The organism is Kitasatospora sp. NPDC023118 (genome assembly GCF_055560875.1).
Genome location: NZ_JBVHHW010000024.1, coordinates 70,359 through 92,121 on the forward strand (window position 1 = coordinate 70,359; position 21,763 = coordinate 92,121).

A 21,763-nucleotide genomic window follows, 5' to 3' on the forward strand; every position below is an offset into this window, starting at 1 on the left:
GTCCTCGGGTGCGGCGGGAACGTCGGCGGGGTGCGGCCGGGTCCGGTGGCTGAGGTGGTGCCCGGCGGGCGCGAGTCGGCGGAGCGACTCGGCACGGCACGCACGGTGCCGCCGGGCAGGGCGGGAGTGCGACAGGAGTCAGAACTGCGGGTACGGGTGCGCGGCGCGGGCCCTGGCAGACGTCACAGGGCGGGACCGGCGGGGAGGAGCAAGGTCAACGGGCACAGATGGAACTCGCCTGGCGTCGCAGATCGACGTGCAGGCGGCAGACCAGAGTGGCGCCGGAGTCCATGCACCGGATCCTTTCCGAGCCGGTCGGACGAAGTCAAGCCGGGGCGCCCGTCTGTTGCGCCCTGTCAACTCTCGGCAGGACGGCGCGGAGCCAGGGGAGCCGAGGCCGACGGCGCCGCAGCCGAGTGCTCGGACGACGCCGGGGGCGCGCCGCCCGACGCCGAGGACGCGCCCCCCGACGCCGGGGGCGCGCCCCCCGACGCCGAGGACTCGCCCCCCGACGCCGAGGACGTGCCGCCCGGCGACTGTGCGGGGACAGGCGCCGCGGAGGCGTCCGCGGCGGCCGACAGGGCCTGCTCGATCACCGGCCCCGCCTGCTCGCCCAGGTAGCGGCCGAGCGTCTGGTAGGCGTCGAACTGCTGGTGGTTGAACCACTGGTCGCTGGTGCCGTCGTTCGGGAAGGCCTGGTTGGCCACCGCGTAGGAGTGCAGCTCGTACGGCATGTCAGCGGTCAGCACGGCCTGGAGGACGATCAGCGTGCCGTGCCGGTTGGACTCCGGGAGGCCGTCGGTGCGGGGGTAGAGGATGTCGCCGGTGATCACCCCGCGGGCGGAGAGCCGGTCGGAGAGCTGGGCCGCCAGACCGCGCAGCGCTCCGTGGCCGTCCCGGTCGGCGGTGGCGCTGCCCGGGATCAGCAGCTCCGGCCGGTGCAGGGTGATCACGATGCCCAGCTCCTCGCGGGCCAGCGTGATCGCGGCGGCCAGGTTGGCGGCGTAGCCCGAATCCCCGCTGGCGTCGATGCACACCGCCGTCCGCACCCGGTGCCGCAGCAGCTCGACCAGCCCGAGGTTCTCGTAGTGGCCGCCGTCGGTGGTGAGCAGGAAGCGGTCGTCCGCCGGGAACCGGCCCGTCAGCTCCCGCAGTTGGTACGGGAGCCGGCGGACGGCGGGCTGCGCGGCGCGGCGCCAGTCCGGGGTGCCGGACCATGCCGGCCCGAGCACCGCGGGGTTGGGCAGCCACGTCCCGAGCCGGGCATTGGTCACCGCGAACAGCCCCTGGTAGACGCGGGATTGGCGCCCCATGGCGGAGGAGAAGGCCGCCCCGGAGACGGCCATCGCCGACTGTACGGTGAGGTCCCTGGCGATGTGTCGCCGGGTGCGCCGCTCCAGCAGGTCGGTGCGGGCGTACCCGACGTCCGGACCGCCCACGTAGTCGTGGGAGAGCGAGAAGGAGACCGCCCGACGGCCCGGCGGCGTGCGGGAGTTGCCGGAGAGGTTGGCCGCCGCGGAGAAGATCACCTGCGGGAAGTCGGGGTGCCGGGCCGCGTAGTGGCTCAGCCAGGTCTGCTCCCGGTAGAAGTCGTACCGGCGGGCGAACGACCGGCCGCCATCGGTGACCCGGCGGACCGCGAAGGCGGAGGCCAGCCGCAGCCGGTAGAACGGGTGCAGGCTCATCCAGGTCTGGTCGAGATTGAGTCCGACCGCAGCGAGCACCAGCGGCAGCAGCACCTGCACGGCCGTCGGCCAGGCGTACCCGGTGGCGACCGCCCAGCCGAGGGCCAGCAGCGCGCCGGTCGTCAGTGTGGTGAGGGCGGCCCACGCCGCGATGTACTGCGGCAGGTTGGCGGTCAGGCCGCCGCCGAGCCGGCCGGCGCCGCGTAGCGCCCCGGCGAACGCGGCCGCGCCGCTGCGGATCGTCCGGCGGTCGCGCCAGAGTATGCCGAGCAACAGGGCGAGGTAGCTGAGCACGACGGTCAGGCTGAGCCCGGCGCCGGTCAGCTGTGGACCGGCGGCCAGGGCCTGTTGGAGCCGGACGGCGCCCCAGGCCAGCCCTGGGACCGCGAGCACCCCGACGGCCAGCAGGGCGGCCAGCGCGAGTGCGACGGAGTAGAGCCGGTGCAGGGTGCGCGGCAGTGGCGCGTGCCAGCCGAGTGGCGGGAAGGCCAGTAGCCACAGAAGCCAGCACCCGGCCGCCGCGGCCAGCAGTGCGGCGAGGGCGGTCAGCGCGGGCGTCCGGAAGACCAACTCGCCCGGCACGGCGCCCGCGTGGCGCAGACCGACGGCCGCCAGAGCGTGCAGATCGGTGAGCGGGACGGCTCGGTAGAAGCGGCTGAGTCCGAGGCCGAGCACCAGGACGGCGGCCAGCAGCAGGGTGAGCGCCGACAGCATGCCGCGCAGCAGCGTCCCGAGGGCGACCAGCCACTCGCCGGCGCCGTCGGCGATGAACTTGCCGTGTCGACGGAGGTGGTCCTCCTCCGGGGAGCCGGGCTCCAGCACGGTGTCGGCCGTCAGGCCCGAGACGGCGTGCACCGGGCTGCCGGGGGCGGAGTCGCTGAGCGCGAGCTGCAGTGCGCCCACGGTGTACCCGCCGCCCGAGACGGAGACCAGGTACCGGGCCCGTTTGAGCCATGGGCGCAGCGCCTGGAGCGCGCCGAGTGTGACGCAGGCCGAGCGGATGCCGCCGCCCGAGGCGCAGAAGCCCAGCTCGGCGGGCTCGCGGCCGGGTGGCACCCGCGCGGCGTCGCGCCAGTGGGTGTGGGCGTCGGGTGGCCCCTCAGCTGACTGCCCGCCGGGCCCGTCGTACCGGGCGTCCCCGTCGTACCGGGCGGCCGTCGGCCATGGCGGGATCAGCGCCGGGCGTTCCGTCTCGTCCGTCCTGTCCGTCTCGACCGCGGGCTTCGACGCGGAGGACAGCAGTCCGCGCACCGCCCGCGCGGCCGTCACCAGCAGCACGCCCGCCGCCGCCACCCCGGCGGGCAGGAGCAGCAGCCACGCGACGGTGGCGAGCGCGGCCGCCACCGCGAAGGGGGTGTCGGAGCCGTGGTGGTCGAGCGCGACGCGCAGCAGCAGGCTGCCGGTGAGGTCGCAGCCGGCCGCTAGCAGACCGGCCCCGCCGACCGCCAGCGCCAGGGCGCGCCCGCGCCGCCGGCCGAACACGTACCGGCCGAGCAGCGCGGCGGCCACCAGCGTCACCCCGTACCCGGCGACCGGCCAGAGCTCGGCGCGCAGGGCGGCCGTGTAGTCCCCGGTGCGCCCGCCGACCAGCGCCTCGGCGGCGGTGCGGGAACCGGCCAGCCGCAGGGCGACCTCCCGCACCTGCGGTGCCTGGCGGTGGTGCAGCAGCCAGCCGAGGACGAGCGGCAGCACCGCCCCGAGGGTGAGCAGCAGGCCGGCCCAGGCGGGCAGGGCGGGCGGGCGCCCCGCCGACACCGGGCCGTCGCCCACGGCCGTATTCGAAGTACCCGAAGTACCCGAAGTACCCCCTGTACGCGCCGCACCCGAAGTGCCCGTCGTATCCGAAGCGCGCTCCGCGCGCTTGCCGAGCGCTGCCATCCACACCGCCCCCCTTGGGCCCGATGCCACCCCGTGTCGTCGCCGTGCCGTCGTTCGATTCGCCTGCCAGATCCCCGAGTTCGCGCCGCCAGGCGTCGATGTGGTGGCCCGCCGTGACGTCCATCGGCGTCTTACCCGGTGGTGGCCGACTCCGCACCCCGGGCGCTCGCTTTCACCCGAATGAGTAAGGAACGCGCGTGCGGGGTAGATCAGCGTTTCATCCCACCCAGGGCCATCCGCGTGTCCGCCCAACAAGATCGCCCCAGACACGTAACCGCCAACGTATTGTCAGGCCACCGAGGCCAGGCCTACCGTCTACAGATCGCTTTCTACGCACGTAGACCCCTGCGGTTCCCTGAGCGGACCGCAGGAGAGACCCGCCCCGTCAACCCTCAGACCGCGGGCCCGACCGCACGGCCGGACCGCGGAGTTGCGGAGGTACCCATGTCGCAGATCGTCCGTGCCGCGCTCGTCCAGACCCGCTGGACCGGCGACCAGGAGAGCATGATCGCGCTCCACGAGCGGTACGCCCGCGAGGCCGCCGCCCAGGGCGCGCAGATCATCGGCTTCCAGGAGGTCTTCAACTCCCCGTACTTCTGTCAGGTCCAGGAGCCCGAGCACTACCGCTGGGCCGAGGCCGTCCCAGACGGTCCGACCGTGCGCCGGATGCGGGAACTCGCCCGCGAACTCGGCCTGGTCATGGTCGTACCGGTCTACGAGGAGGAGCAGACCGGCGTCTACTACAACACCGCCGCCGTGATCGACGCGGACGGCAGCTACCTCGGCAAGTACCGCAAGCACCACATCCCGCAGGTCAAGGGCTTCTGGGAGAAGTACTACTTCAAGCCCGGCAACCTCGGCTGGCCCGTCTTCGACACCGCCGTCGGCAAGGTCGGCGTCTACATCTGCTACGACCGCCACTTCCCCGAGGGCTGGCGCGCCCTGGGCCTGGCCGGCGCGCAGATCGTCTACAACCCCTCCGCCACCAGCCGCGGCCTGTCCGCCTACCTGTGGCAGCTCGAACAGCCCGCCGCCGCCGTCGCCAACGAGTACTTCGTCGCCGCCATCAACCGGGTCGGCACCGAGGAGTACGGCGACAACGACTTCTACGGCACCTCCTACTTCGTGGACCCGCGCGGCCAGTTCGTCGGCGACGTCGCCTCCGACAAGGAGGAGGAACTCGTCGTCCGTGACCTCGACCTCGACCTGATCGAACAGGTCCGCCAGCAGTGGGCGTTCTACCGCGACCGCCGGCCCGACGCCTACGGACCGATCGCCGAGGCCTGAGGAGCACCGCGATGACCACCCGCGACCCGCAGCAGCGTACCGTCGTCCGCGGCGGCCTCGTCATCACCGCCACCGACGAACTCCACGCCGACGTCCTGATCGAGGGCGAACGCATCGCCGCGCTGGCCGCCACCGGCAGCGCCGCCGCCGAGGCCTGGACCGCTGACACCGTCGTCGACGCCACCGGCCACTACGTGATCCCGGGCGGCGTCGACGCCCACACCCACATGGAGCTGCCCTTCGGCGGCACCGCGGCCTCCGACACCTTCGAGACCGGCACCCGCGCCGCCGCCTGGGGCGGCACCACCACCATCGTCGACTTCGCCGTCCAGCCCGTCGGCGGCTCGCTGCGCGAGGGTCTGGACGCCTGGCACGCCAAGGCCGAGGGCAACTGCGCGATCGACTACGCCTTCCACACCATCGTCTCCGACGTCAACGACGCCGTCCTCAAGGAGATGGACACGCTCGTCGACTCCGGTGAGTCCACCTCCTTCAAGCTGTTCATGGCCTACCCCGGCGTCTTCTACAGCGACGACGGCCGCATCCTGCGCGCCATGCAACGCGGCGCCGCCAACGGCGGGTTGACCATGATGCACGCCGAGAACGGCATCGCCATCGACGTCCTGGTCGAACAGGCCCTCGCCGCCGGGCGCACCGCGCCGCGCTACCACGGCGAGGTCCGGCGCGAACTGCTGGAGGCCGAGGCCACCCACCGGGCCATCAAGCTCGCCCAGGTGGCCGGCAGCCCGCTCTACGTGGTGCACGTCTCCGCCGCCTCCGCCCTCGCCGAACTCGCCCAGGCTCGCGATGCCGGGCTCAACGTCTTCGGCGAGACCTGCCCGCAGTACCTCTTCCTCTCCACCGACAACCTCGCCGAGGAGGGAACGGACGGCTTCGAGGGCGCCAAGTACGTGTGCAGCACGCCGCTTCGGCCCCGCGAGCACCAGGAGGCGCTCTGGCGCGGGCTGCGCACCAACGACCTCCAGGTGGTCTCCACCGACCACTGCCCGTTCTGCTACGTCGGGCAGAAGGAACTCGGCCGCGGCGACTTCTCGAAGATCCCCAACGGCCTTCCCGGCGTGGAGAACCGGATGGACCTGCTCCACCAGGCGGTGGTGGACGGACGCATCAGCCGGCGGCGCTGGGTCGAGATCGCCTGCACCACCCCGGCCCGGATGTTCGGGCTGCACCCGCGCAAGGGCACCATCGCACCGGGCGCCGACGCCGACCTGGTCGTCTACGACCCCAGCGCGGTGCAGACCGTCTCCGCCGCCACCCACCACATGAACGTGGACTACTCGGCCTACGAGGGCCGCCGACTCACCGGCCGGGCACGGACGGTGCTCTCCCGCGGCACCGTCGTGCTGGACGACGGCAGCTGGCTCGGCCGGGCCGGGCACGGCGCCTTCCTGCGCCGCGACACCTGCCAGTACCTGACCTGAACCCTCCCTCTCCCACCCGGGGCCGCGCGGCGCACGCCGGCCCCGGGCCGCCCTCCCACCCCTCCCGGAGCCACCCATGGACATCGGCCTCGTCCTGCAGACCGACCCGCCTGCCCGCCTGCTCATCGACCGGATGATCCGCGCCGAACGGGCCGGGTTCAGCCACGGCTGGACCTTCGACTCCTGCGTGCTGTGGCAGGAGCCGTTCGTCATCTACAGCCGCATCCTCGCCGAGACCGAGCGGTTGACCGTCGGCCCGATGGTCACCAACCCCTCCACCCGCACCTGGGAGGTGACCGCCTCCCTGTTCGCCACGCTCAACGACATGTACGGCAACCGCACCGTCTGCGGCATCGGCCGCGGCGACTCCGCCATGCGGGTCGCCGGACGCCGTCCCGCCACCCTCGACCGGCTCTCCCAAGCCATGTACGCCATCAAGGAGTTGGCCGAGGGGCGAACCACCGAGGTGGACGGCACCGAGATGCACCTGCCGTGGGTGGGACCCGGCGCGGCGCTGCCGGTCTGGATGGCAGCGTACGGCCCGAAGGCGCTCGCTCTGACCGGACGTCAGGCCGACGGATTCATCCTGCAGTTGGCCGACCCGTACCTCACCGAGTACATGGTCAAGGCGGTCCGGGCCGCAGCCGTCGAGGCGGGCCGGGACCCGTCCTCGCTCACCATCTGCGTCGCCGCCCCCGCGTACGTCACCGTCGACGACTCGCCCGCCGCGCTGGCCCACGCCCGGGAACAGTGCCGCTGGTTCGGCGGAATGGTCGGCAACCACGTCGCCGACCTGGTCAGCCACTACGGCGAACACTCCGACCTGGTGCCCGAAGCGCTCACCGACTACATCAAGGGCCGCCAGGGCTACGACTACAGCCACCACGGCCGGGCCGGGAACCCCGACACGGCCTTCGTCCCGGACGAGATCGTCGACCGCTTCTGCCTCATCGGGCCGGTGGAGGCCCAGCGTGCCCGGCTGGCGGAACTCCGCTCGCTCGGCGTCGACCAGTTCGCCGTCTACGCCATGCACGACGCGGTCGAGTCCACCATCGACGCCTACGGAACGGACGTCATCCCCCACCTCTGATCCCTTCGCGCAAGACGGGAGTTGCCCATGGCCGACACCGAGACCGGCGGCGGCAGACAGCGGCAGCACCCCGACGGCCGGGTCGAACTCGACCCGGCCGACGGGGCGTTGCCCCCCAACGGCTTCACCAGCGACGACCTGCGGCCGGTCCCGGTGCGGCGGCGCACCTGGACCACGTACAACTTCCTGGCGCTCTGGGTCGGCATGGCCCACAACATCCCGTCCTGGACGCTGGCTTCGGGCCTGGTCGCGATCGGCATGGACTGGAAGCAGGCGGTGCTGACCATCGCGCTCGCCAACCTGATCGTGCTCATCCCCATGCTGCTCACCGGGCACGCCGGCACCAAGTACGGCATTCCCTTCCCGGTGTTCGCCCGGGCCTCCTTCGGGCTGCGCGGCGCCAACCTGCCCGCGCTGATCCGGGCGGCGGTGGCCTGCGCCTGGTTCGGCATCCAGACCTGGATCGGCGGTGAGGGCATCTTCCTGCTGGCGGGCAAGCTGTTCGGCGAATCCTGGCGCACGGCATCGGAGTTCGTCGGATACCCGTGGACGCAGTGGCTCTCCTTCCTGCTGTTCTGGCTGATCGAGATGGCCATCATCGCCCGCGGGATGGAGACGCTGCGGCGCTTCGAGAACTGGGCGGCGCCGTTCGTCATCGTCGGCGCGCTCGCCCTGCTGGTGTGGATCTCCGTCAAGGCGGGCGGGCTGGGGCCCCTGCTCTCCCAGCCCTCCCGACTCGGCTGGAACGGCGGGTTCTGGAAGGTCTTCTTCCCGTCGCTGATGGGGATGATCGGTTTCTGGTCCACCCTGTCGTTGAACATCCCCGACTTCACCCGTTTCGGCGGCAGCCAGCGGGCCCAGATCCGAGGCCAGGCGCTCGGTCTGCCGACGACGATGACGCTCTTCGCGCTGCTGTCGGTGCTGGTCACCTCGGGCTCCGAGGCGGTCTACGGTGAACCGGTGTGGGACCCGATCAAGCTGGCCGCGAAGATGGAGAACCCGGTCGCCGTCCTGTTCGCGCTGCTGACCGTCCTGGTCGCGACGCTGTCGGTGAACATCGCCGCCAACGTCGTCTCCCCGGCCTACGACCTGGCCAACCTGTTGCCCAGGTTCGTCAACTTCCGCACCGGGGCGTTGGTCACCGGCGTGGTCGGGATCGCGATCTTCCCCTGGAAGCTGACCGCCGACCCGCACGTCTACATCTACGTCTGGCTGGGCGTGGTCGGCGGTCTGCTCGGGACGGTCGCCGGGGTGCTGATCGCGGACTACTGGGTGGTGCGCCGCACCCACCTCCAACTCGCCGAGCTCTACCGGCCGTTCGGCGCGTACTGGTACGCCGCCGGGTGGAACTGGCGGGCAGTCACCGCGCTGCTGGTCGGCGGCCTGCTGGCGGTCGGCGGCTCGTACTCGGCCGTCGACGGGCACGGGGTCAAACAGGGCCCGTTCCCGGTGGACGGGGTGGTCCCCTTCCTCAAGCCGCTCGCCGACTACGGCTGGGCGGTGGGCTTCGCGGCGGCGTCGGTGCTGTACCTGGGGCTCAGCGCGGTGTCCGGCGGGTGGCGGCGCACGGGCGCAGGGAGCCACGCGGCGGGCGGGTGATCGGTGGCCAGGATGCGGGCGGCCGCCGTGTTTCGAGATGGACGGCGCGCCGGAAGGGCGCTACGTGCGACCGGTCGGCTCGGGACGGCCGGATCGCACGCGCCCCGCCCGGACGGCGGAACCGGGCCCGCGGGAGGCGGCGTCCTTCGGGGCAGGGCAGGCGGACGGGGCCGTCGCGCCGCGGACGGGAGGGATGGACGGATGAGTGTCATCGCATGGATCGTGCTGGGCCTGGTGGCAGGCGCCCTGGCCAAGCTGCTGCTGCCCGGGAGGGACCCGGGCGGCCTGATCGTGACGACCCTGATCGGCATCGCCGGCTCCTTCGTCGGCGGCTGGATCGCGTCGCACTTCCTGCACAGGTCGATCACGGCGCGCTTCTTCGACGGGCCGACCTGGGTGTCGGCGATCGGCGGCGCGCTGGTGCTGCTGATCGTCTACCGACTGCTGTTCGGCAACTCGCGGCGCTGATCGCGGAGTTGCCTCGGATCCGACGGGGCGGCCCGCTGGGGGAGCGGCGGCCGGCCCGGACGTCTTCCCGGGACGTCCGGGCGCCGTTCGGTTCAGAGCCCGGTCGACACCTCGGCGACCCATTCCGGCAGCTCCTCGCGGGCGGCGAGCCAGCCGGGCGGGACGTCCGCGAGCCCGGTGCGGGCGGCGACCACCCCGGCGGTGATGGCGCAGGTGGTGTCCATGTCGCCGGCGCCCTCCAGGGTGTGCCAGATCGCCTCGGGCAGTGAGTCCAGGTGCCCGGCGGCGGACCAGAGGGCGAACGGGACGGTGTCCGGGGCGGAGATCATCAGCCCCGAGCCGAGTACGGCGGCGGCGTGCCGGACACTGGTGTGCTCCGGCATCCGGGCGGCGATCCGCAGACCGGAACGGACCTCACTGTCCGGCAGTCGCCCGGCCACCTCGCGAAGCAACTCGGCCCGGCCGGGCGGGGTTTGCCCTCGGCTGCGGGCGGCGAGCGCCGAGGCGAGCGCGACCGCCACCGCCCCGGCGACCGCCTCGGGGTGGAAGTGCGTGGTGAGCGCCTGGAGTTCGGCCTGCCGGACCGTCTCCTCCAGGTTGTCGGCGAACCAGGCGCCCAGCGGGGCGACCCGCATCGCCGCGCCGTTCCCGTACGAGCCCTGGCCCTCGAACTGGCCCGCGGTGATGGCGCGCCAGTCCCCGCCGGAGCCGATCCCGCGCAGCACCCGGTGCATCGAGGGACCGTACTTGCGTGCGTACTCGCGGGTGTACTCCGCCGCGAACTCCTCGGCCAGCGCGTCCTGTCGGACCTCGCCGTGGGTAGTCAGGTGGCGGACCAGGACGAGGGCCATCGCGGTGTCGTCGGTCCAGTGCCAGGGCGCCGGGCGGGCCAGCCGGGCGGCCAGGGCGGCGGACGTCTCGTCGGCCGGGACCGAGAACCAGCGGTCGCCGAAGGCGTCGCCGAGGGCGAGCCCCCGCAGGCTGTCCAGGACCGGGCCGGCCGCACGCATGTCATCCTCCGAATGAGATCAACTGTGCGCGGCAGTCTGCCCGACGGCCGAGGCGCCGGCGACCGGATTTCACTCCGGAGGCCGGCGCCTGGATCTGATGATGTGCGTCACTTCGCCTTCAGACCACCGAGAACGAGCTTCCAGACGGCCTCGAAGCGCTCGTCCGCGGTCGGCTCGGACCAGGTGGGCGCGTAGGCCGGGTCGTGGAAGGGGGCAGTGGCGTCGAAGACCGCGCGGGAGGTGGTGAGGACGTGGGCGAGCTTGAACTCCTTGCTGTCCATGCCGTCCTGGACGATCTGCGCGATCTGCTTGACCAGGGTGTCGATGTGCGCCGCCACGGTGCCGCTGTTCTCGTCGACCAGCACCATGTAGGTGGCGAACAGCTCCGGATCGTCCAGCGCCTTCTTCCGCTTGGCCGCGAACAGCGTGCTCAGCCAGTGCTTGAGGCGCTCGGCCGCGCCGCCGGCGTCGATCGAGATGGTCTCCAGCTCGTGGTGCGCCTGGTCGAGCCAGCGCTGGGTGACCGCCTCGCGCAGGGCGGCCTTGCTGGGGAAGTGGCGGTAGACGCTGCTGTGGCTGACGCCGAGTTCGCGGGCGACGTCCACGACGGTGGCCTTGGCCGGGCCGAACCGACGCAGGACCTCCTCCGCCGCGATCAGGATCTGCTCGGCGGTGAGTGCGGTGTCCGTGGTCACGGGGAGGGCCGTCCTTAGGGTCGTGCGGTCAGGTGGTGCGGAGGATCCCGCTGGTCAGCGCTCGCTGTCCAGGTTCGCCATCTGCGCGGCAGCGTACCGGTCGCCGGCGGCGGCGCCGGCGGGGACGGCCGCCTCGATGGCGGCGAGGTCCTGTGCGGTCAGCGTGACGTCCAGCGCACCGAGGGCCTCGGTCAGGCGCTCCCGGCGACGGGCGCCGACCAGCGGGACGATGTCCTCGCCGCGCGAGGCGACCCAGGCGATGGCGACCTGGGCGACGCTCGCGCCCTTGGCGGTGGCGACCTGGCGCAGCGCCTCGACGAGCGTGAGGTTGTGGGTCAGGTTGTCGCCCTGGAAACGCGGGCTTTGGCCGCGGAAGTCGGTGCCAGCTAGCGGGCGGTCCTGGTCCCAGTGGCCGCTGAGCAGGCCGCGGGAGAGCACGCCGTACGCGGTGATGCCGATGCCGAGTTCACGGGCGGCGGGCAGCACGGCGGCCTCGATCGAGCGGGAGAGCAGCGAGTACTCGATCTGCAGGTCGCTGATCGGGTGGACGGCGGAGGCGCGGCGCAGGGTGTCGGCGCCCACCTCGGACAGGCCGATGTGGCGGACGTAACCGGCCTTCACCAGGTCGGCGATGGCGCCGACGGTCTCCTCGATGGGCACCTTCGGGTCGAGGCGGGCCGGGCGGTAGATGTCGATGTGGTCGGTGCGCAGGCGGCGCAGGGTGTAGGACAGCGCGGTCTTGGTGGCCGCCGGGCTCGCGTCGTAGCCGAGCCACTGGCCGTTCGGGTCGCGCTGGGCGCCGAACTTCACGCTGATCTGCACGCTCTCGCGGTCGCGGCCGCGCAGCGCCTCGTGGATCAGCAGCTCGTTGTGGCCCATGCCGTAGAAGTCGCCGGTGTCGAGGAGGGTGATTCCGGCGTCCAGGGCGGCGTGGATGGTGGCGATGCTCTCGGCCTCGTCGGCCGGGCCGTAGAGGTCGGACATGCCCATGCAGCCGAGGCCGAGGGCGGAGGTGACGGGCCCGGAAGTGCCGAGCGCGCGCTGTGCGGGGCGGGTGGTCGAGGCCATGAGTACTCCAGGGACGGGGGCGGCGCCGGGTGGCGCGGGTGGTGTGACCCGGGTCTCACTATGGCATGACAGCGAACAGATTTCAAAATCTGTTCGCTGTCGTCTGTTATCTGAAATTTGAAATCTGTCGACTGTCATCTGTTCGGATCGGACGCAGGGGCGAGGGCAGGGGCAACGGCGGAGGCGGGCGAGGTCGAGGACGAAGCCCGGGGCGGCGTCGGGGTCGGGGGGGGGGCGGCGTCGGGGTCGGGGGCGGAGTCGGCGCCCAGTTCTCCCGTCCGCCCGGCGAACGCAGTAGGTAGGCCCGGGCGGGCGGCAGGTTGCGCCACACCGTGCGCTCGCCCAACCCGTACGTCGCCTCGAATCGTCGCAGCAGCCGTACCACCACCCGGTGGCGGGCGCTCCGGCGGGGCCCGGAGGCGAGCGTGCGTGCCGTCGTGGTGCCGAGGTAGCCGAAGTAGGTCAGCTCGCCGCCGGGCGCCAGCAGTCGAAGGTAGAGGTCGAGGAGGTCCCGGACCTGGGCCGGCTCGAAGTTCGTGAACGGCAGGCCGGACACGATCACGTCGTACCGCTCCTCGGAGCCCCCGGCGGCTCCCGCGCCCTCGGCCCCCGCGCCCTCGGCCCCCGCCTCCGGCAGTTCCTCCACCCGGCAGGCCGAGAGCCGCAGCCCCACCCCCGGTCGGCGCGCCGCGAGGACCGGGTCCTCCCGCAGCCGCTCGGCGAACCGCGGGTTCGCCTCGACCACGTGCAGCCGGTCGCCCGGGCGCAGCACCTGGGCCAGCCGCCGGGTCACCACGCCCGTCCCGGCGCCCACCTCCAGCACCGAGATCGGCCGGTCCGGACGGCTGGTCGCCGGCACCACCAGCGCGTTCACCAGCTCCGCGCCGCTCGGTGCCAGCGCGCCGGTGTCGTGGAAGGTGCGCAGCGCCTCGGCGAGGAACAGCAGGTGGTCCCCGCCGGGCGGCGAGCCGAGTGCGCCGTGCGAACTGGTCTGTGGCGGAAGGGCGTCGGGGCGGTGGCGGAGCTGTCCGTTCGTCATGCCGTCGACGCTAGGGAGACCGCGAGGGCCGGGAATCGGCCGGTGAGCGGCATCGTCCCCCGACCAAAGTCGAGGGTGCGGCTACCCGGGAGACGGGGGCGCCGCGTCGCCGCCCGCCCTAGCATCGAGCGAGCGAATGGACGGACGGACAGGCGGACGGGGCGGGAGGGGAGGAGCCTGATGCGCACAGGCCTGCTCGGCTGGTTCGGCCCGGACCACCGGCCCTGGACCGACACACTGCTGCTGCTCGGCGTCCTCGCCCTCACCGCTGAGGAGGGCCTCGGCCAGTGGCTGAACACCGATGGCCCGCTGCGCCTGCCCCGGACGGCCATGACCGCGCTCGCCGCGCTGTCCCTGCTGTTCGCCCGCCGCTACCCGGTGGCCTCCGCCGTCCTGCCGGTGCTCACCGGCGGCCTGTTCAACCGGGCCTTCCCGGCCCTGTTCAGCGTCTACTACCTCGCCTCCCTCGGCCGGATCGGACCGGCAGTGGCCGGCGGTGCGGCGATTGCGGTGCTCAGCGCGACCGGCGCTGATTCGCTGATCGGCTGGGCGGGCACCACCGGCTCCCAACTCCTCGTCCAGGCCGCTGTCCTGTCCGTCGGGCTGTGGCTGCACGGCCGCCGGGTGCTGATCCGCACCCTGCATGAGCAGGTCGAAACGCTGCGTCGCGAGCGGGAGTTGCGTGCCGAGCAGGCCAGATCCGCCGAACGTGCCCGGATCGCCCGGGAGATGCACGACGTGCTGGCCCACCGCCTCGGTCTGCTGGTGCTGCACGCCGGGGTGCTGCGCGACCAGGCCCGCGCCGGCACCGCCGCCGCCGACCCGGACCGGCTCACCCACCGCCTCGAACTGCTGCGCACCGCCGCCGCCCGCTCGCTCGACGACCTGCGCGACGTCCTCGGTGTCCTGCGTGCCGATCCGCCGGAGTGGCCCGCCGCCGAGGACGAGCGGCCCGAGCCGACCGGGACGACCGGGACGACCCGCGTCCCGGCGCCCGCCCTGCGCGACCTCACCGAACTGGTCGGCGAGGCGATCCAGGCCGGGCAGCAAGTCGAACTCGCCCTCTCCGGTGACCCGGAGGCCGTACCGACCACCCACCGGCTGGCCGTGCACCGGGTCGTCCAGGAGGCGCTGACCAACGCCCGCAAGCACGCGCATGCCGCGCCCGTCACCGTCCGGGTCGGCTACGGCGGTCCCGCGACCACCGTCGAGGTCCGCAACGGTCCGGGCGGGGCGTCGCCGAACGGGTCGGGTACCGGCGGAGGGTACGGCCTGGTCGGGCTCGGTGAACGGGTCGGCGCACTGGGCGGTCACCTCGACGCGGGCCCGGACGGCACCGGCGGCTTCCGGCTCTCCGCCCGGTTGCCCGCGCCGGACCGCCCGCCGCAGCCGTTCCCCGCCCCCGGCGGTGGTCCGACCCCGCAGCCACCGACTGCGGAGCCGCCTACGCCGGAGCCACCGACCCCGGAACCATCGATCCCGCAGCCCAAGGACGCCTCATGATCCGCACGATGGTGGTCGACGACGACGCGCTGGTGCGCCTCGGTCTGGTCGACCTCCTCGCCCAGGACCCGGCCCTGACCGTGGTCGCCGAGGCGGCCGACGGGCTGCAGGCCGTCGAGCTCGCCCGCGGCCACCGGATCGACGTCGCGCTGATGGACATCCGGATGCCCCGGCTCGACGGCATCGCCGCCACCCGGCGGCTGCGCGAACTGCCCGACGGCCCGCGGGTGATCGCGCTCACCACCTTCGACCTGGACGAGTACGTGTACCAGGCGCTCGCGGCCGGGGCCGACGGCTTCCTGCTCAAGGACACCCCGCCCGCCGAGATCACCCGGGCCGTCCACGTGGTCGCCGGGGGCCAGGGGATGCTGCACCCGGCGGCCGCGCGACGGCTGATCGACCGGTACCACAAGGTCGGCGCGCCCCGGTCGGTCGCCGCCCGCAGCCGGGTCGCCGGGCTCACCCCGCGTGAGACCGACGTGCTGCGCGAACTCGCCGACGGGCTGTCCAACGCCGAGATCGCGGGCGTGCTGGGGATGCGGGAGAGCACCGTCAAGGCGCACGTCAGTCGGATCCTGACCGCGCTCGGCGTGGGCAACCGGGTCCAGGCCGCGCTGCTCGCACGGGATGCGGGGGTGGTCGAGGACGGTGCCTGACGACGGGCGCGCGCGAGGGCGGGGCGGGGCGCAGTGCCGGACGGTGTTCACACGGATGTTCCCCGGACGTCAGGCCGGGCGTCGCGGCGGGCTTCCCTGAGCCGCCGCGTGCCCCCGGTTCGTACCGCCTGCTGAGCCGCTGTCACCCATCCGGCCTGGAAATGCCGTGCCTTGGCGGTTTGCGCTGCCGAACCCGGGCGGCGGGTCCATGGTGGAGATGGGCGCGATCCGGCGACCGCGCCCGCGTGCCGATCTGGGCCCGCGCGCCGAGCGCCCGTCGCCGTTGTCCGACGGGTGTCCCAGGTTGGGGCCGGGTACCGGCACGCTGGGAGCAGGGCCACCTCGCAGGAAACCGAACGGTTCTTCTAGGCTCACATCTCGGCTTCCCTGCGGCGGTCCGGCTTCCGACCCCGCTGCCAGGAGACCGCCGTGCACGGGGCTCCGGGCGGACCGGGGCACCGGATCGAGCGAGGAGGACGCAATGCCAAGCACGCCGCCCAGCCGTTCCACCGTACTTGGGCCAGACGGGCCGTTCCGACCGGCCGTGAATCATCCCAGCCGACCGGTGCGGTCCGGGCGGGCCTGGTACCCCGGCGGGAGCGGTCGGCCGGTACGGCCGCTGAATACCGGCGGCGGCCGCGGAGGCGAGCGTTGAGTCCCCAGATCGTCGGGTCGCCGGCCGCGCCGGGTGCCGCCGCCGAACCCGACCGCGTACCGGTGACCGTTCCGGCCGCCGCCGACGGCGAGGCCCTCGTCGTCGCCGCCGGTGCCGCTGCCGCCTCGGGAACTGTGTCCGGAACCGCTTCCGCTACCGCCACGTCTGCCCCGTCTGCCAAGTCCGCCACTTCTGCGGCTTCCAGCGCTTCCACCATCTCCGCGACGGCCAAGTCCGCCGCTGCCGGTGCCACTGCGGCGCTGCCCGGCCTGCCGCAGGCGCTCAGCGCCCGTGCCCGTACCCTCGCCGGTGCCGTCCGGCGGCGCTGCGTCGACCTGGCGCGGATCGAGTCGCCGAGCGGGGACGCGCCCAGACTCGACGCGCTGGCCGAGGAGTTGGCGGCCGGCTTTCGGGCCACCGGGGCCACCGCCCGCCGCGAACCCGGGCCGGCCGGTGACCATCTCGTCCTGGAGTGGGAGGGGCGCGACGAGACGCTGCCGCACCTGCTGATCGTCGGCCACCACGACACCGTCTGGCCGGTCGGCACCCTGGCCGACTGGCCGGTGGCCGAGCAGGACGGGCGGCTCACCGGGCCCGGCGTGGTCGACATGAAGGGCGGACTCGCCATCTTGGAGGGCGCGCTGGCGCTGCTCGCGGACCTGGGGGAGCGGCCGCACCGCACCGTGCGGCTGGTCGTGGTCTCCGACGAGGAGGTCGGCAGCCCGGATGGACGTCGCCTGGTCGAGCGCCAACTGCGCGGCGCGGCGGCGGCGCTGGGGCTGGAACCGCCGCATCCGGACGGCCGGCTGAAGACCGCGCGGCGCGGCAGCACCCGGGTCCGGCTCACCGTGACCGGGCGGGAGGCCCACGCGGGCAACGACGCCCACGACGGGGTGTCGGCGGTGGACGAGCTCGTCGACCAGCTGGTGCTCGTCCGCGGCTTCGCGGGCCAGCCCGGTACCGAGCTCAACGCCGGTCGGATCAGCGGGGGTTCGCGGGCCAATGTGGTGGCCGGTCGGGCCGAGGCGGAGCTCGGCCTGCGGTTCGCCACCGCGGAGGCGCAGCGCCGTACGCTGGACAACCTCGCCCGGCTGACCGCGCTGCGCCCGGGTGCCCGGGTGCGGACGGAGGTACTGTCCAGCCGCCCGGCCTGGCCCGAGCGGACCGGCAACCCGCTGCTGCGGCACGTGCGTTCGCTCGCCGCGGTGCTCGGGCAGCAGTTGGACGGCGCCCCGGCGGGCGGGGCCGGGGACACCAACCTGCCGGGTTCGCGCGGACTGCCGACGCTGGACGGCTTCGGCGCGGTGGGCGCCGGCGCCCACGCCCGGCACGAGTACATCCGGCTGGACGAGCTCGCTCCGCGGATCGCGCTGCTGGCGGCGCTGCTCGCGGTGCCGCTGCCGCGGTTGCGGGACCGCGGGGAGGGGTGAGCCGAGACGGCGACGGCTGGCGGGGGGCGACTGACAGGAGACGGCTGACAGAGCACAGATAACAGCTGACAGACCACAGCTAACAGATCACAGATAACAGCTGACAGATTTCAGACTCTGTCAGCTGTTATCTGTTTCTGTGCCTGTCCGCACCCGACGTGGGCCCACAGTCGTCCCGACTGCGCCTCGCAGTCCTTCGCCGTCCCTTGCCATCCCTCCTCCCCACCGCGCAGAATGGTACCGACCGAACGGTCAGTCGGTTGGCGCTCGGCGTCGAAGCAGGGAACGCCGAAGCAGGAATCAGGAGAGGGGACCGTGGTGACAGCAGAGGTGGCCGAGCCGGTCCCCGCGCAGACACCGGAGGACCGTTTCGAGGCGGTGGTCGCCGCCGAGCAGCGGATCGAACCCAGGGACTGGATGCCCGACGCCTACCGGGCCACCCTGATCCGCCAGATCGCCCAGCACGCCCACTCCGAGATCATCGGCATGCAGCCCGAGGGCAACTGGCTGACCCGGGCCCCCTCGCTGCGCCGCAAGGCGATTCTGCTCGCCAAGGCCCAGGACGAGGCCGGCCACGGCCTCTACCTCTACGCCGCCGCCGAGACCCTCGGCGTCGACCGCGCCGAGCTCACCGAGAAGCTGATCAGCGGCCGCCAGAAGTACTCCTCGATCTTCAACTACCCCACCCTCACCTTCGCCGACGTCGGCGTGATCGGCTGGCTGGTGGACGGCGCCGCGATCTGCAACCAGGTCCCGCTCTGCCGCTGCAGCTACGGTCCGTACGCCCGCGCGATGGTGCGGATCTGCAAGGAGGAGTCCTTCCACCAGCGTCAGGGCTACGAGCTCCTGATGACCCTGATGCGCGGCACCGAGGCGCAGCGCCGGATGGTCCAGGACGCCGTCGACCGCTGGTGGTGGCCGTCGCTGATGATGTTCGGCCCCTCGGACGCCGACTCGCCGAACACCGCCCGCTCGATGGCCTGGCGGATCAAGCGCCACACCAACGACGAGCTGCGCCAGCGCTTCGTCGACATGACCGTCCCGCAGGCCGAGCACCTGGGTGTCACCCTCCCCGACCCCGAGCTGCGCTGGAACGAGGAGCGCGGCGGCTGGGACTTCGGCGAGCCGGACTGGTCCGAGCTGACCAGGGTCATCCACGGCCAGGGCCCCTGCAACGCCCAGCGGATCGACCGCCGGCGGGCCGCCCACGAGGACGGCGCCTGGGTGCGCGAGGCGGCCGTCGCCTACGCCGCCAAGCGCGCCGCCGAACAGACCGCAGCCGCCGAGCAGCACACCGAACAGGAGAACGGAAAGTGACCGAGCCCAAGGCTGAGTCCCCGGCCGAGTCCAAGGCCGGCTGGCCGTTGTACGAGGTGTTCGTGCGCCCCCGGCGCGGCCTGAACCACGTCCACGTCGGTTCGCTGCACGCCTCCGACGACCGGATGGCCCTGCTCGCCGCCCGCGACCTGTACACCCGCCGCAACGAGGGCGTCAGCCTGTGGGTGGTCCGCTCGGACGCGATCACCGCCTCCACCCCGGACGAGCGCGACCCGTTCTTCGAGCCCAGCGGCGACAAGGTCTACCGCCACCCGACCTTCTACGACATCCCCGAGGATGTCCCGCACATCTGACGGGGGAGCCACCGTGTACGACCACACCACGTCCACCACCGAGGACGACCACGTCTACCTCGGCCTCGTCGACGCCACGCCCGGCCCCGAGGGCGAGGGCCGCTGGGCCTACGGGACGGGCTTCGCCGACCCGCTGCTCGGCGTGGACACCGCCCTGCCCGCCGGCCTGGACGGCGCCGACCTCGCCTGCTACTGCCAGATGCTCGGCGACGACGCCCTGATCCTCGCCCAGCGGCTGATCGAGTGGTGCACCCGGGCGCCCGAGCTGGAGGAGGAGGTCGCGCTCGCCAACCTCGGTCTCGACCTGCTCGGCCAGGCCCGGCTGCTGCTCACCCGGGCCGGGCAGGCGGACGGCTCCGGCCGCACCGAGGACGACCTGGCGTACTGGCGGGAGGAGCACGAGTTCCGCAACGTCCGCCTGGTGGAGACCCCGAACGGCGACTTCGCGTACTCGATCGCCCGGCTGCTGCTGTTCGCCACCGCCCGCGGTGCCCTGTACGAGGCGCTGAGCGCGCACCCCGACCCGGTGCTGGCCGCGGTCGCCACCCGGGGCGTCAAGGAGCTGGCCTACCACCGTGAGTACGCCACCGCCTGGACGCTGCGCCTCGGCGACGGCACGCCGTACTCGGCGGAGCGGATGCAGGCCGGGCTGGACGCGGCCTGGCCGCTGCTGGAGGAACTGTTCACCGCGCACCCGGTGGAGCCGCGGGCGGGCGTCGACCCGGCCGAGCTGCGCGAACCGGTGCTGCGCTCGCTCGGCGCCGTCATCGCCGAGGCGGGGCTGACGGTGCCGGACGTCCCGCCGCTGGCCACCGTGCTCGGCCGGGCCGGCCGGGACGGGGTGCACACCGAGGCACTCGGCCCCCTGCTCGCCGAACTGCAGGTGGTGGCCCGCGCACACCCGGGGGCGACGTGGTGACGGACACCGTGACCACCACCCGCGACCTGGCCTGGTCCGTCGCCGCGGCCGTCCCGGACCCGGAACTGCCCATGCTCACCCTGGCCGACCTGGGCGTGCTGGCCGAGGTCGAGGTGGACGGCGCCAGCGGCGCGGTGACCGCCTGGCTGACCCCGACCTACTCGGGCTGCCCGGCCGTCGCCGAGATGGCCGCCGACGTCGACCGCCGGCTGCGCGCGGCCGGGTACCCGGACGTCCGGGTGCGGCTGCGGCTGGACCCGCCGTGGTCCACCGACCTGATCACCGCGGAGGGCCGCCGCAAGCTCGCCGAGGCGGGCATCGCCCCACCGCGCCCGACCTCGGCCGTCGGCGCCGCCGGGGCCGGTCCGGTGCCGCTGACCCTCGGGCCCACCCGCATCGGAGCCGCGGCCCCCGTGCCCTGCCCTCTCTGCGGCGGCACCGACACGGAGGAGCTGTCCCGCTTCGGCTCCACCGCCTGCAAGGCGCTCTGGCGCTGCCGCGCCTGCCGTGAGCCCTTCGAACGCGTCAAGGAGATCTGAATGCCCGCCGCCTCTCCCGCAGCCACCCCTGCCGCGTCCGCCACGTCCGGCACCTCCGCCACGGACACCGTGCGCCCCGGACGCCGCCCGAGCTTCCACCGGCTGCCGATCGACCGGGTGGAGCGGCTCTGCGACGACGCCGTGGCGGTGACCTTCGCGGTGCCGGACGGCCTGGCGGCCGAGTACGCCTTCCGCCCCGGGCAGACCCTGACCCTGCGCAAGGTGGTGGACGGCGCCGACGAGCGCCGCTCGTACTCGATCTGCGCTCCCGTCGGCGGTCCGCTGCGGATCGGCGTCCGGGAGGTGCCCGGCGGGCTGTTCTCGCGCTGGCTGGTGCGCGAGGCCCGGCCCGGCGAGGAGGTGGAGGTGCTGACCCCGTCCGGCCTGTTCACCCCCGAACTCGGCGTCCCCGCAGACCACGTGCTGCTCGCGGCCGGCTCCGGCATCACCCCGATGCTGTCGATCGCCGCCTCCGTGCTGGCCGCCGACCGCCGCTCCACCGTCACCCTGCTCTACGGCAACCGGCGCAGTGACACCGTGATGTTCGCGGACGAGCTGGCCGACCTGAAGGACCGCTACCTCGGCCGCTTCCAGCTGGTCCACGTGCTCTCCCGGGAAACCAGGGACGCCGAACTGCTCAGCGGCCGGCTGGACCCGGAGCGGGTCCGGGCCCTGCTCACGGCGCTGGTGGACGTCGGCAGTGTCGGGCACTGGTGGCTGTGCGGCCCGTTCGGCATGGTCGCCGGGGCGAAGGAGCTGCTCGCCGAGCTGGCGGTGCCGGGCGAGCGGGTGCACCAGGAGCTGTTCCACGCCGAGGACGAGCCGCTCGCCGAGCGCGACGAGGACTGGGACCGCACGGACGGCGACGCCGAGGGCGTGCCCGGCGAGCGCAGCGAGGTCACCGTCGTCCTCGACGGCCGCGGCAGCACCCTCACCCTCCCGCGCGACCGTTCGATCCTGGACGGGGCCCAGCGCTCCCGCCCCGACCTGCCCTTCGCCTGCAAGGGCGGGGTCTGCGGCACCTGCCGCGCCCTGGTCACCGAGGGCGAGGTGGAGATGCGCCGCAACTTCGTGCTGGAGGAGAAGGAGCTGGCGGCCGGCTACGTCCTCACCTGCCAGGCCCGTCCGCTCACCGACCGGGTGACGGTCGACTACGACCGCTGAGCCGC

The 21,763-nt window shown here is 73.4% G+C and carries 19 protein-coding genes; 13 read left to right on the forward strand and 6 right to left on the reverse strand.

The annotated features are described in order from the left end of the window. Nucleotides 1-214: 214 nt before the first annotated feature. Nucleotides 215-292, reverse strand: coding sequence for a putative leader peptide (locus ACZ3UD_RS27500; RefSeq protein WP_452149056.1), 78 nt, complete (start codon nucleotides 290-292; stop codon nucleotides 215-217). 64 nt (nucleotides 293-356) lie between these two features. Continuing rightward, on the reverse strand, nucleotides 357-3,455 hold the full coding sequence (locus ACZ3UD_RS27505) for a hypothetical protein (RefSeq protein ID WP_465593118.1): 3,099 nt from the start codon (nucleotides 3,453-3,455) through the stop codon (nucleotides 357-359). 552 nt (nucleotides 3,456-4,007) lie between these two features. Here ACZ3UD_RS27505 and ACZ3UD_RS27510 point away from each other — a divergent pair. The 5 genes from ACZ3UD_RS27510 (at nucleotide 4,008) to ACZ3UD_RS27530 (ending at nucleotide 9,449) form a co-directional block, all read left to right on the forward strand. Beyond that, a complete protein-coding gene (locus ACZ3UD_RS27510) occupies nucleotides 4,008-4,850 on the forward strand; it encodes a nitrilase-related carbon-nitrogen hydrolase (protein ID WP_387614196.1) in 843 nt (280 codons plus the stop codon). A gap of 11 nt (nucleotides 4,851-4,861) precedes the next feature. Further along, a complete protein-coding gene (hydA, locus tag ACZ3UD_RS27515; RefSeq protein WP_465593122.1) occupies nucleotides 4,862-6,292 on the forward strand; it encodes a dihydropyrimidinase in 1,431 nt (476 codons plus the stop codon). Nucleotides 6,293-6,368: 76 nt separating this feature from the next. Continuing rightward, nucleotides 6,369-7,382, forward strand: a complete 1,014-nt coding sequence (locus ACZ3UD_RS27520) for a TIGR03842 family LLM class F420-dependent oxidoreductase (protein ID WP_465593125.1) — start codon at nucleotides 6,369-6,371, stop codon at nucleotides 7,380-7,382. A gap of 27 nt (nucleotides 7,383-7,409) precedes the next feature. Continuing rightward, complete coding sequence (locus ACZ3UD_RS27525) at nucleotides 7,410-8,981, forward strand: NCS1 family nucleobase:cation symporter-1 (protein WP_465593128.1); 1,572 nt, start codon at nucleotides 7,410-7,412, stop codon at nucleotides 8,979-8,981. Nucleotides 8,982-9,182: 201 nt separating this feature from the next. Further along, nucleotides 9,183-9,449, forward strand: a complete 267-nt coding sequence (locus tag ACZ3UD_RS27530; protein ID WP_465593131.1) for a GlsB/YeaQ/YmgE family stress response membrane protein — start codon at nucleotides 9,183-9,185, stop codon at nucleotides 9,447-9,449. A gap of 92 nt (nucleotides 9,450-9,541) precedes the next feature. Here ACZ3UD_RS27530 and ACZ3UD_RS27535 read toward each other — a convergent pair whose 3' ends face one another. From ACZ3UD_RS27535 to ACZ3UD_RS27550, 4 genes are all read right to left on the reverse strand, one after another. Further along, on the reverse strand, nucleotides 9,542-10,459 hold the full coding sequence (locus tag ACZ3UD_RS27535; protein WP_465593134.1) for an ADP-ribosylglycohydrolase family protein: 918 nt from the start codon (nucleotides 10,457-10,459) through the stop codon (nucleotides 9,542-9,544). A 107-nt stretch (nucleotides 10,460-10,566) separates the two neighbouring features. After that, complete coding sequence (locus tag ACZ3UD_RS27540; RefSeq protein WP_465593137.1) at nucleotides 10,567-11,154, reverse strand: TetR/AcrR family transcriptional regulator; 588 nt, start codon at nucleotides 11,152-11,154, stop codon at nucleotides 10,567-10,569. 54 nt (nucleotides 11,155-11,208) lie between these two features. Further along, complete coding sequence (locus tag ACZ3UD_RS27545) at nucleotides 11,209-12,222, reverse strand: aldo/keto reductase (RefSeq protein ID WP_465593140.1); 1,014 nt, start codon at nucleotides 12,220-12,222, stop codon at nucleotides 11,209-11,211. 106 nt (nucleotides 12,223-12,328) lie between these two features. After that, nucleotides 12,329-13,261 carry a class I SAM-dependent methyltransferase gene (locus tag ACZ3UD_RS27550; RefSeq protein WP_465593143.1) on the reverse strand — a complete coding sequence of 311 codons (933 nt, stop codon included), beginning with the start codon at nucleotides 13,259-13,261 and terminating at the stop codon, nucleotides 12,329-12,331. A gap of 180 nt (nucleotides 13,262-13,441) precedes the next feature. On the opposite strand from ACZ3UD_RS27550, the gene ACZ3UD_RS27555 reads away from it, so the two are divergent. From ACZ3UD_RS27555 to paaE, 8 genes are all read left to right on the forward strand, one after another. Next, entirely contained in the window at nucleotides 13,442-14,764 is a 1,323-nt protein-coding gene (locus ACZ3UD_RS27555) for a sensor histidine kinase (RefSeq protein WP_465593146.1), read from the forward strand. After that, on the forward strand, nucleotides 14,761-15,420 hold the full coding sequence (locus tag ACZ3UD_RS27560) for a response regulator (protein ID WP_465593149.1): 660 nt from the start codon (nucleotides 14,761-14,763) through the stop codon (nucleotides 15,418-15,420). The genes ACZ3UD_RS27555 and ACZ3UD_RS27560 overlap by 4 nt, the downstream gene beginning before the upstream one ends. A 651-nt stretch (nucleotides 15,421-16,071) precedes the next feature. After that, nucleotides 16,072-17,505, forward strand: a complete 1,434-nt coding sequence (locus ACZ3UD_RS27565; RefSeq protein ID WP_465593152.1) for a M20 family metallopeptidase — start codon at nucleotides 16,072-16,074, stop codon at nucleotides 17,503-17,505. Between the two features lie 315 nt (nucleotides 17,506-17,820). Then, nucleotides 17,821-18,822, forward strand: a complete 1,002-nt coding sequence (paaA, locus tag ACZ3UD_RS27570) for a 1,2-phenylacetyl-CoA epoxidase subunit PaaA (protein WP_465593155.1) — start codon at nucleotides 17,821-17,823, stop codon at nucleotides 18,820-18,822. Continuing rightward, a complete protein-coding gene (gene paaB / locus ACZ3UD_RS27575; RefSeq protein ID WP_355670425.1) occupies nucleotides 18,819-19,136 on the forward strand; it encodes a 1,2-phenylacetyl-CoA epoxidase subunit PaaB in 318 nt (105 codons plus the stop codon). Before paaA ends, paaB begins: the two co-directional genes overlap by 4 nt. Then, complete coding sequence (gene paaC / locus ACZ3UD_RS27580) at nucleotides 19,120-20,055, forward strand: 1,2-phenylacetyl-CoA epoxidase subunit PaaC (protein ID WP_465593159.1); 936 nt, start codon at nucleotides 19,120-19,122, stop codon at nucleotides 20,053-20,055. Before paaB ends, paaC begins: the two co-directional genes overlap by 17 nt. A gap of 8 nt (nucleotides 20,056-20,063) precedes the next feature. Further along, nucleotides 20,064-20,594 carry a 1,2-phenylacetyl-CoA epoxidase subunit PaaD gene (gene paaD / locus ACZ3UD_RS27585; protein ID WP_465593162.1) on the forward strand — a complete coding sequence of 177 codons (531 nt, stop codon included), beginning with the start codon at nucleotides 20,064-20,066 and terminating at the stop codon, nucleotides 20,592-20,594. Next, the gene (gene paaE / locus ACZ3UD_RS27590) at nucleotides 20,595-21,758 is read left to right on the forward strand and encodes a 1,2-phenylacetyl-CoA epoxidase subunit PaaE (RefSeq protein ID WP_465593165.1); all 1,164 of its coding nucleotides are present in this window, start codon (nucleotides 20,595-20,597) and stop codon (nucleotides 21,756-21,758) included. Nucleotides 21,759-21,763 lie beyond the last annotated feature (5 nt).

Bases quoted from the DNA above. Each gene is read 5' to 3' on its own strand.
- ACZ3UD_RS27545 (WP_465593140.1), bottom strand. From the start codon at position 12,222: ATGGCCTCGACCACCCGCCCCGCACAGCGCGCGCTCGGCACTTCCGGG.
- ACZ3UD_RS27560 (WP_465593149.1), top strand. From the start codon at position 14,761: ATGATCCGCACGATGGTGGTCGACGACGACGCGCTGGTGCGCCTCGGT.
- hydA (WP_465593122.1), top strand. From the start codon at position 4,862: ATGACCACCCGCGACCCGCAGCAGCGTACCGTCGTCCGCGGCGGCCTC.
- paaE (WP_465593165.1), top strand. From the start codon at position 20,595: ATGCCCGCCGCCTCTCCCGCAGCCACCCCTGCCGCGTCCGCCACGTCC.
- ACZ3UD_RS27550 (WP_465593143.1), bottom strand. From the start codon at position 13,261: ATGACGAACGGACAGCTCCGCCACCGCCCCGACGCCCTTCCGCCACAG.
- ACZ3UD_RS27525 (WP_465593128.1), top strand. From the start codon at position 7,410: ATGGCCGACACCGAGACCGGCGGCGGCAGACAGCGGCAGCACCCCGAC.
- ACZ3UD_RS27535 (WP_465593134.1), bottom strand. From the start codon at position 10,459: ATGCGTGCGGCCGGCCCGGTCCTGGACAGCCTGCGGGGGCTCGCCCTC.
- ACZ3UD_RS27555 (WP_465593146.1), top strand. From the start codon at position 13,442: ATGCGCACAGGCCTGCTCGGCTGGTTCGGCCCGGACCACCGGCCCTGG.
- paaC (WP_465593159.1), top strand. From the start codon at position 19,120: ATGTCCCGCACATCTGACGGGGGAGCCACCGTGTACGACCACACCACG.
- ACZ3UD_RS27530 (WP_465593131.1), top strand. From the start codon at position 9,183: ATGAGTGTCATCGCATGGATCGTGCTGGGCCTGGTGGCAGGCGCCCTG.
- ACZ3UD_RS27500 (WP_452149056.1), bottom strand. From the start codon at position 292: ATGGACTCCGGCGCCACTCTGGTCTGCCGCCTGCACGTCGATCTGCGA.
- ACZ3UD_RS27510 (WP_387614196.1), top strand. From the start codon at position 4,008: ATGTCGCAGATCGTCCGTGCCGCGCTCGTCCAGACCCGCTGGACCGGC.
- ACZ3UD_RS27520 (WP_465593125.1), top strand. From the start codon at position 6,369: ATGGACATCGGCCTCGTCCTGCAGACCGACCCGCCTGCCCGCCTGCTC.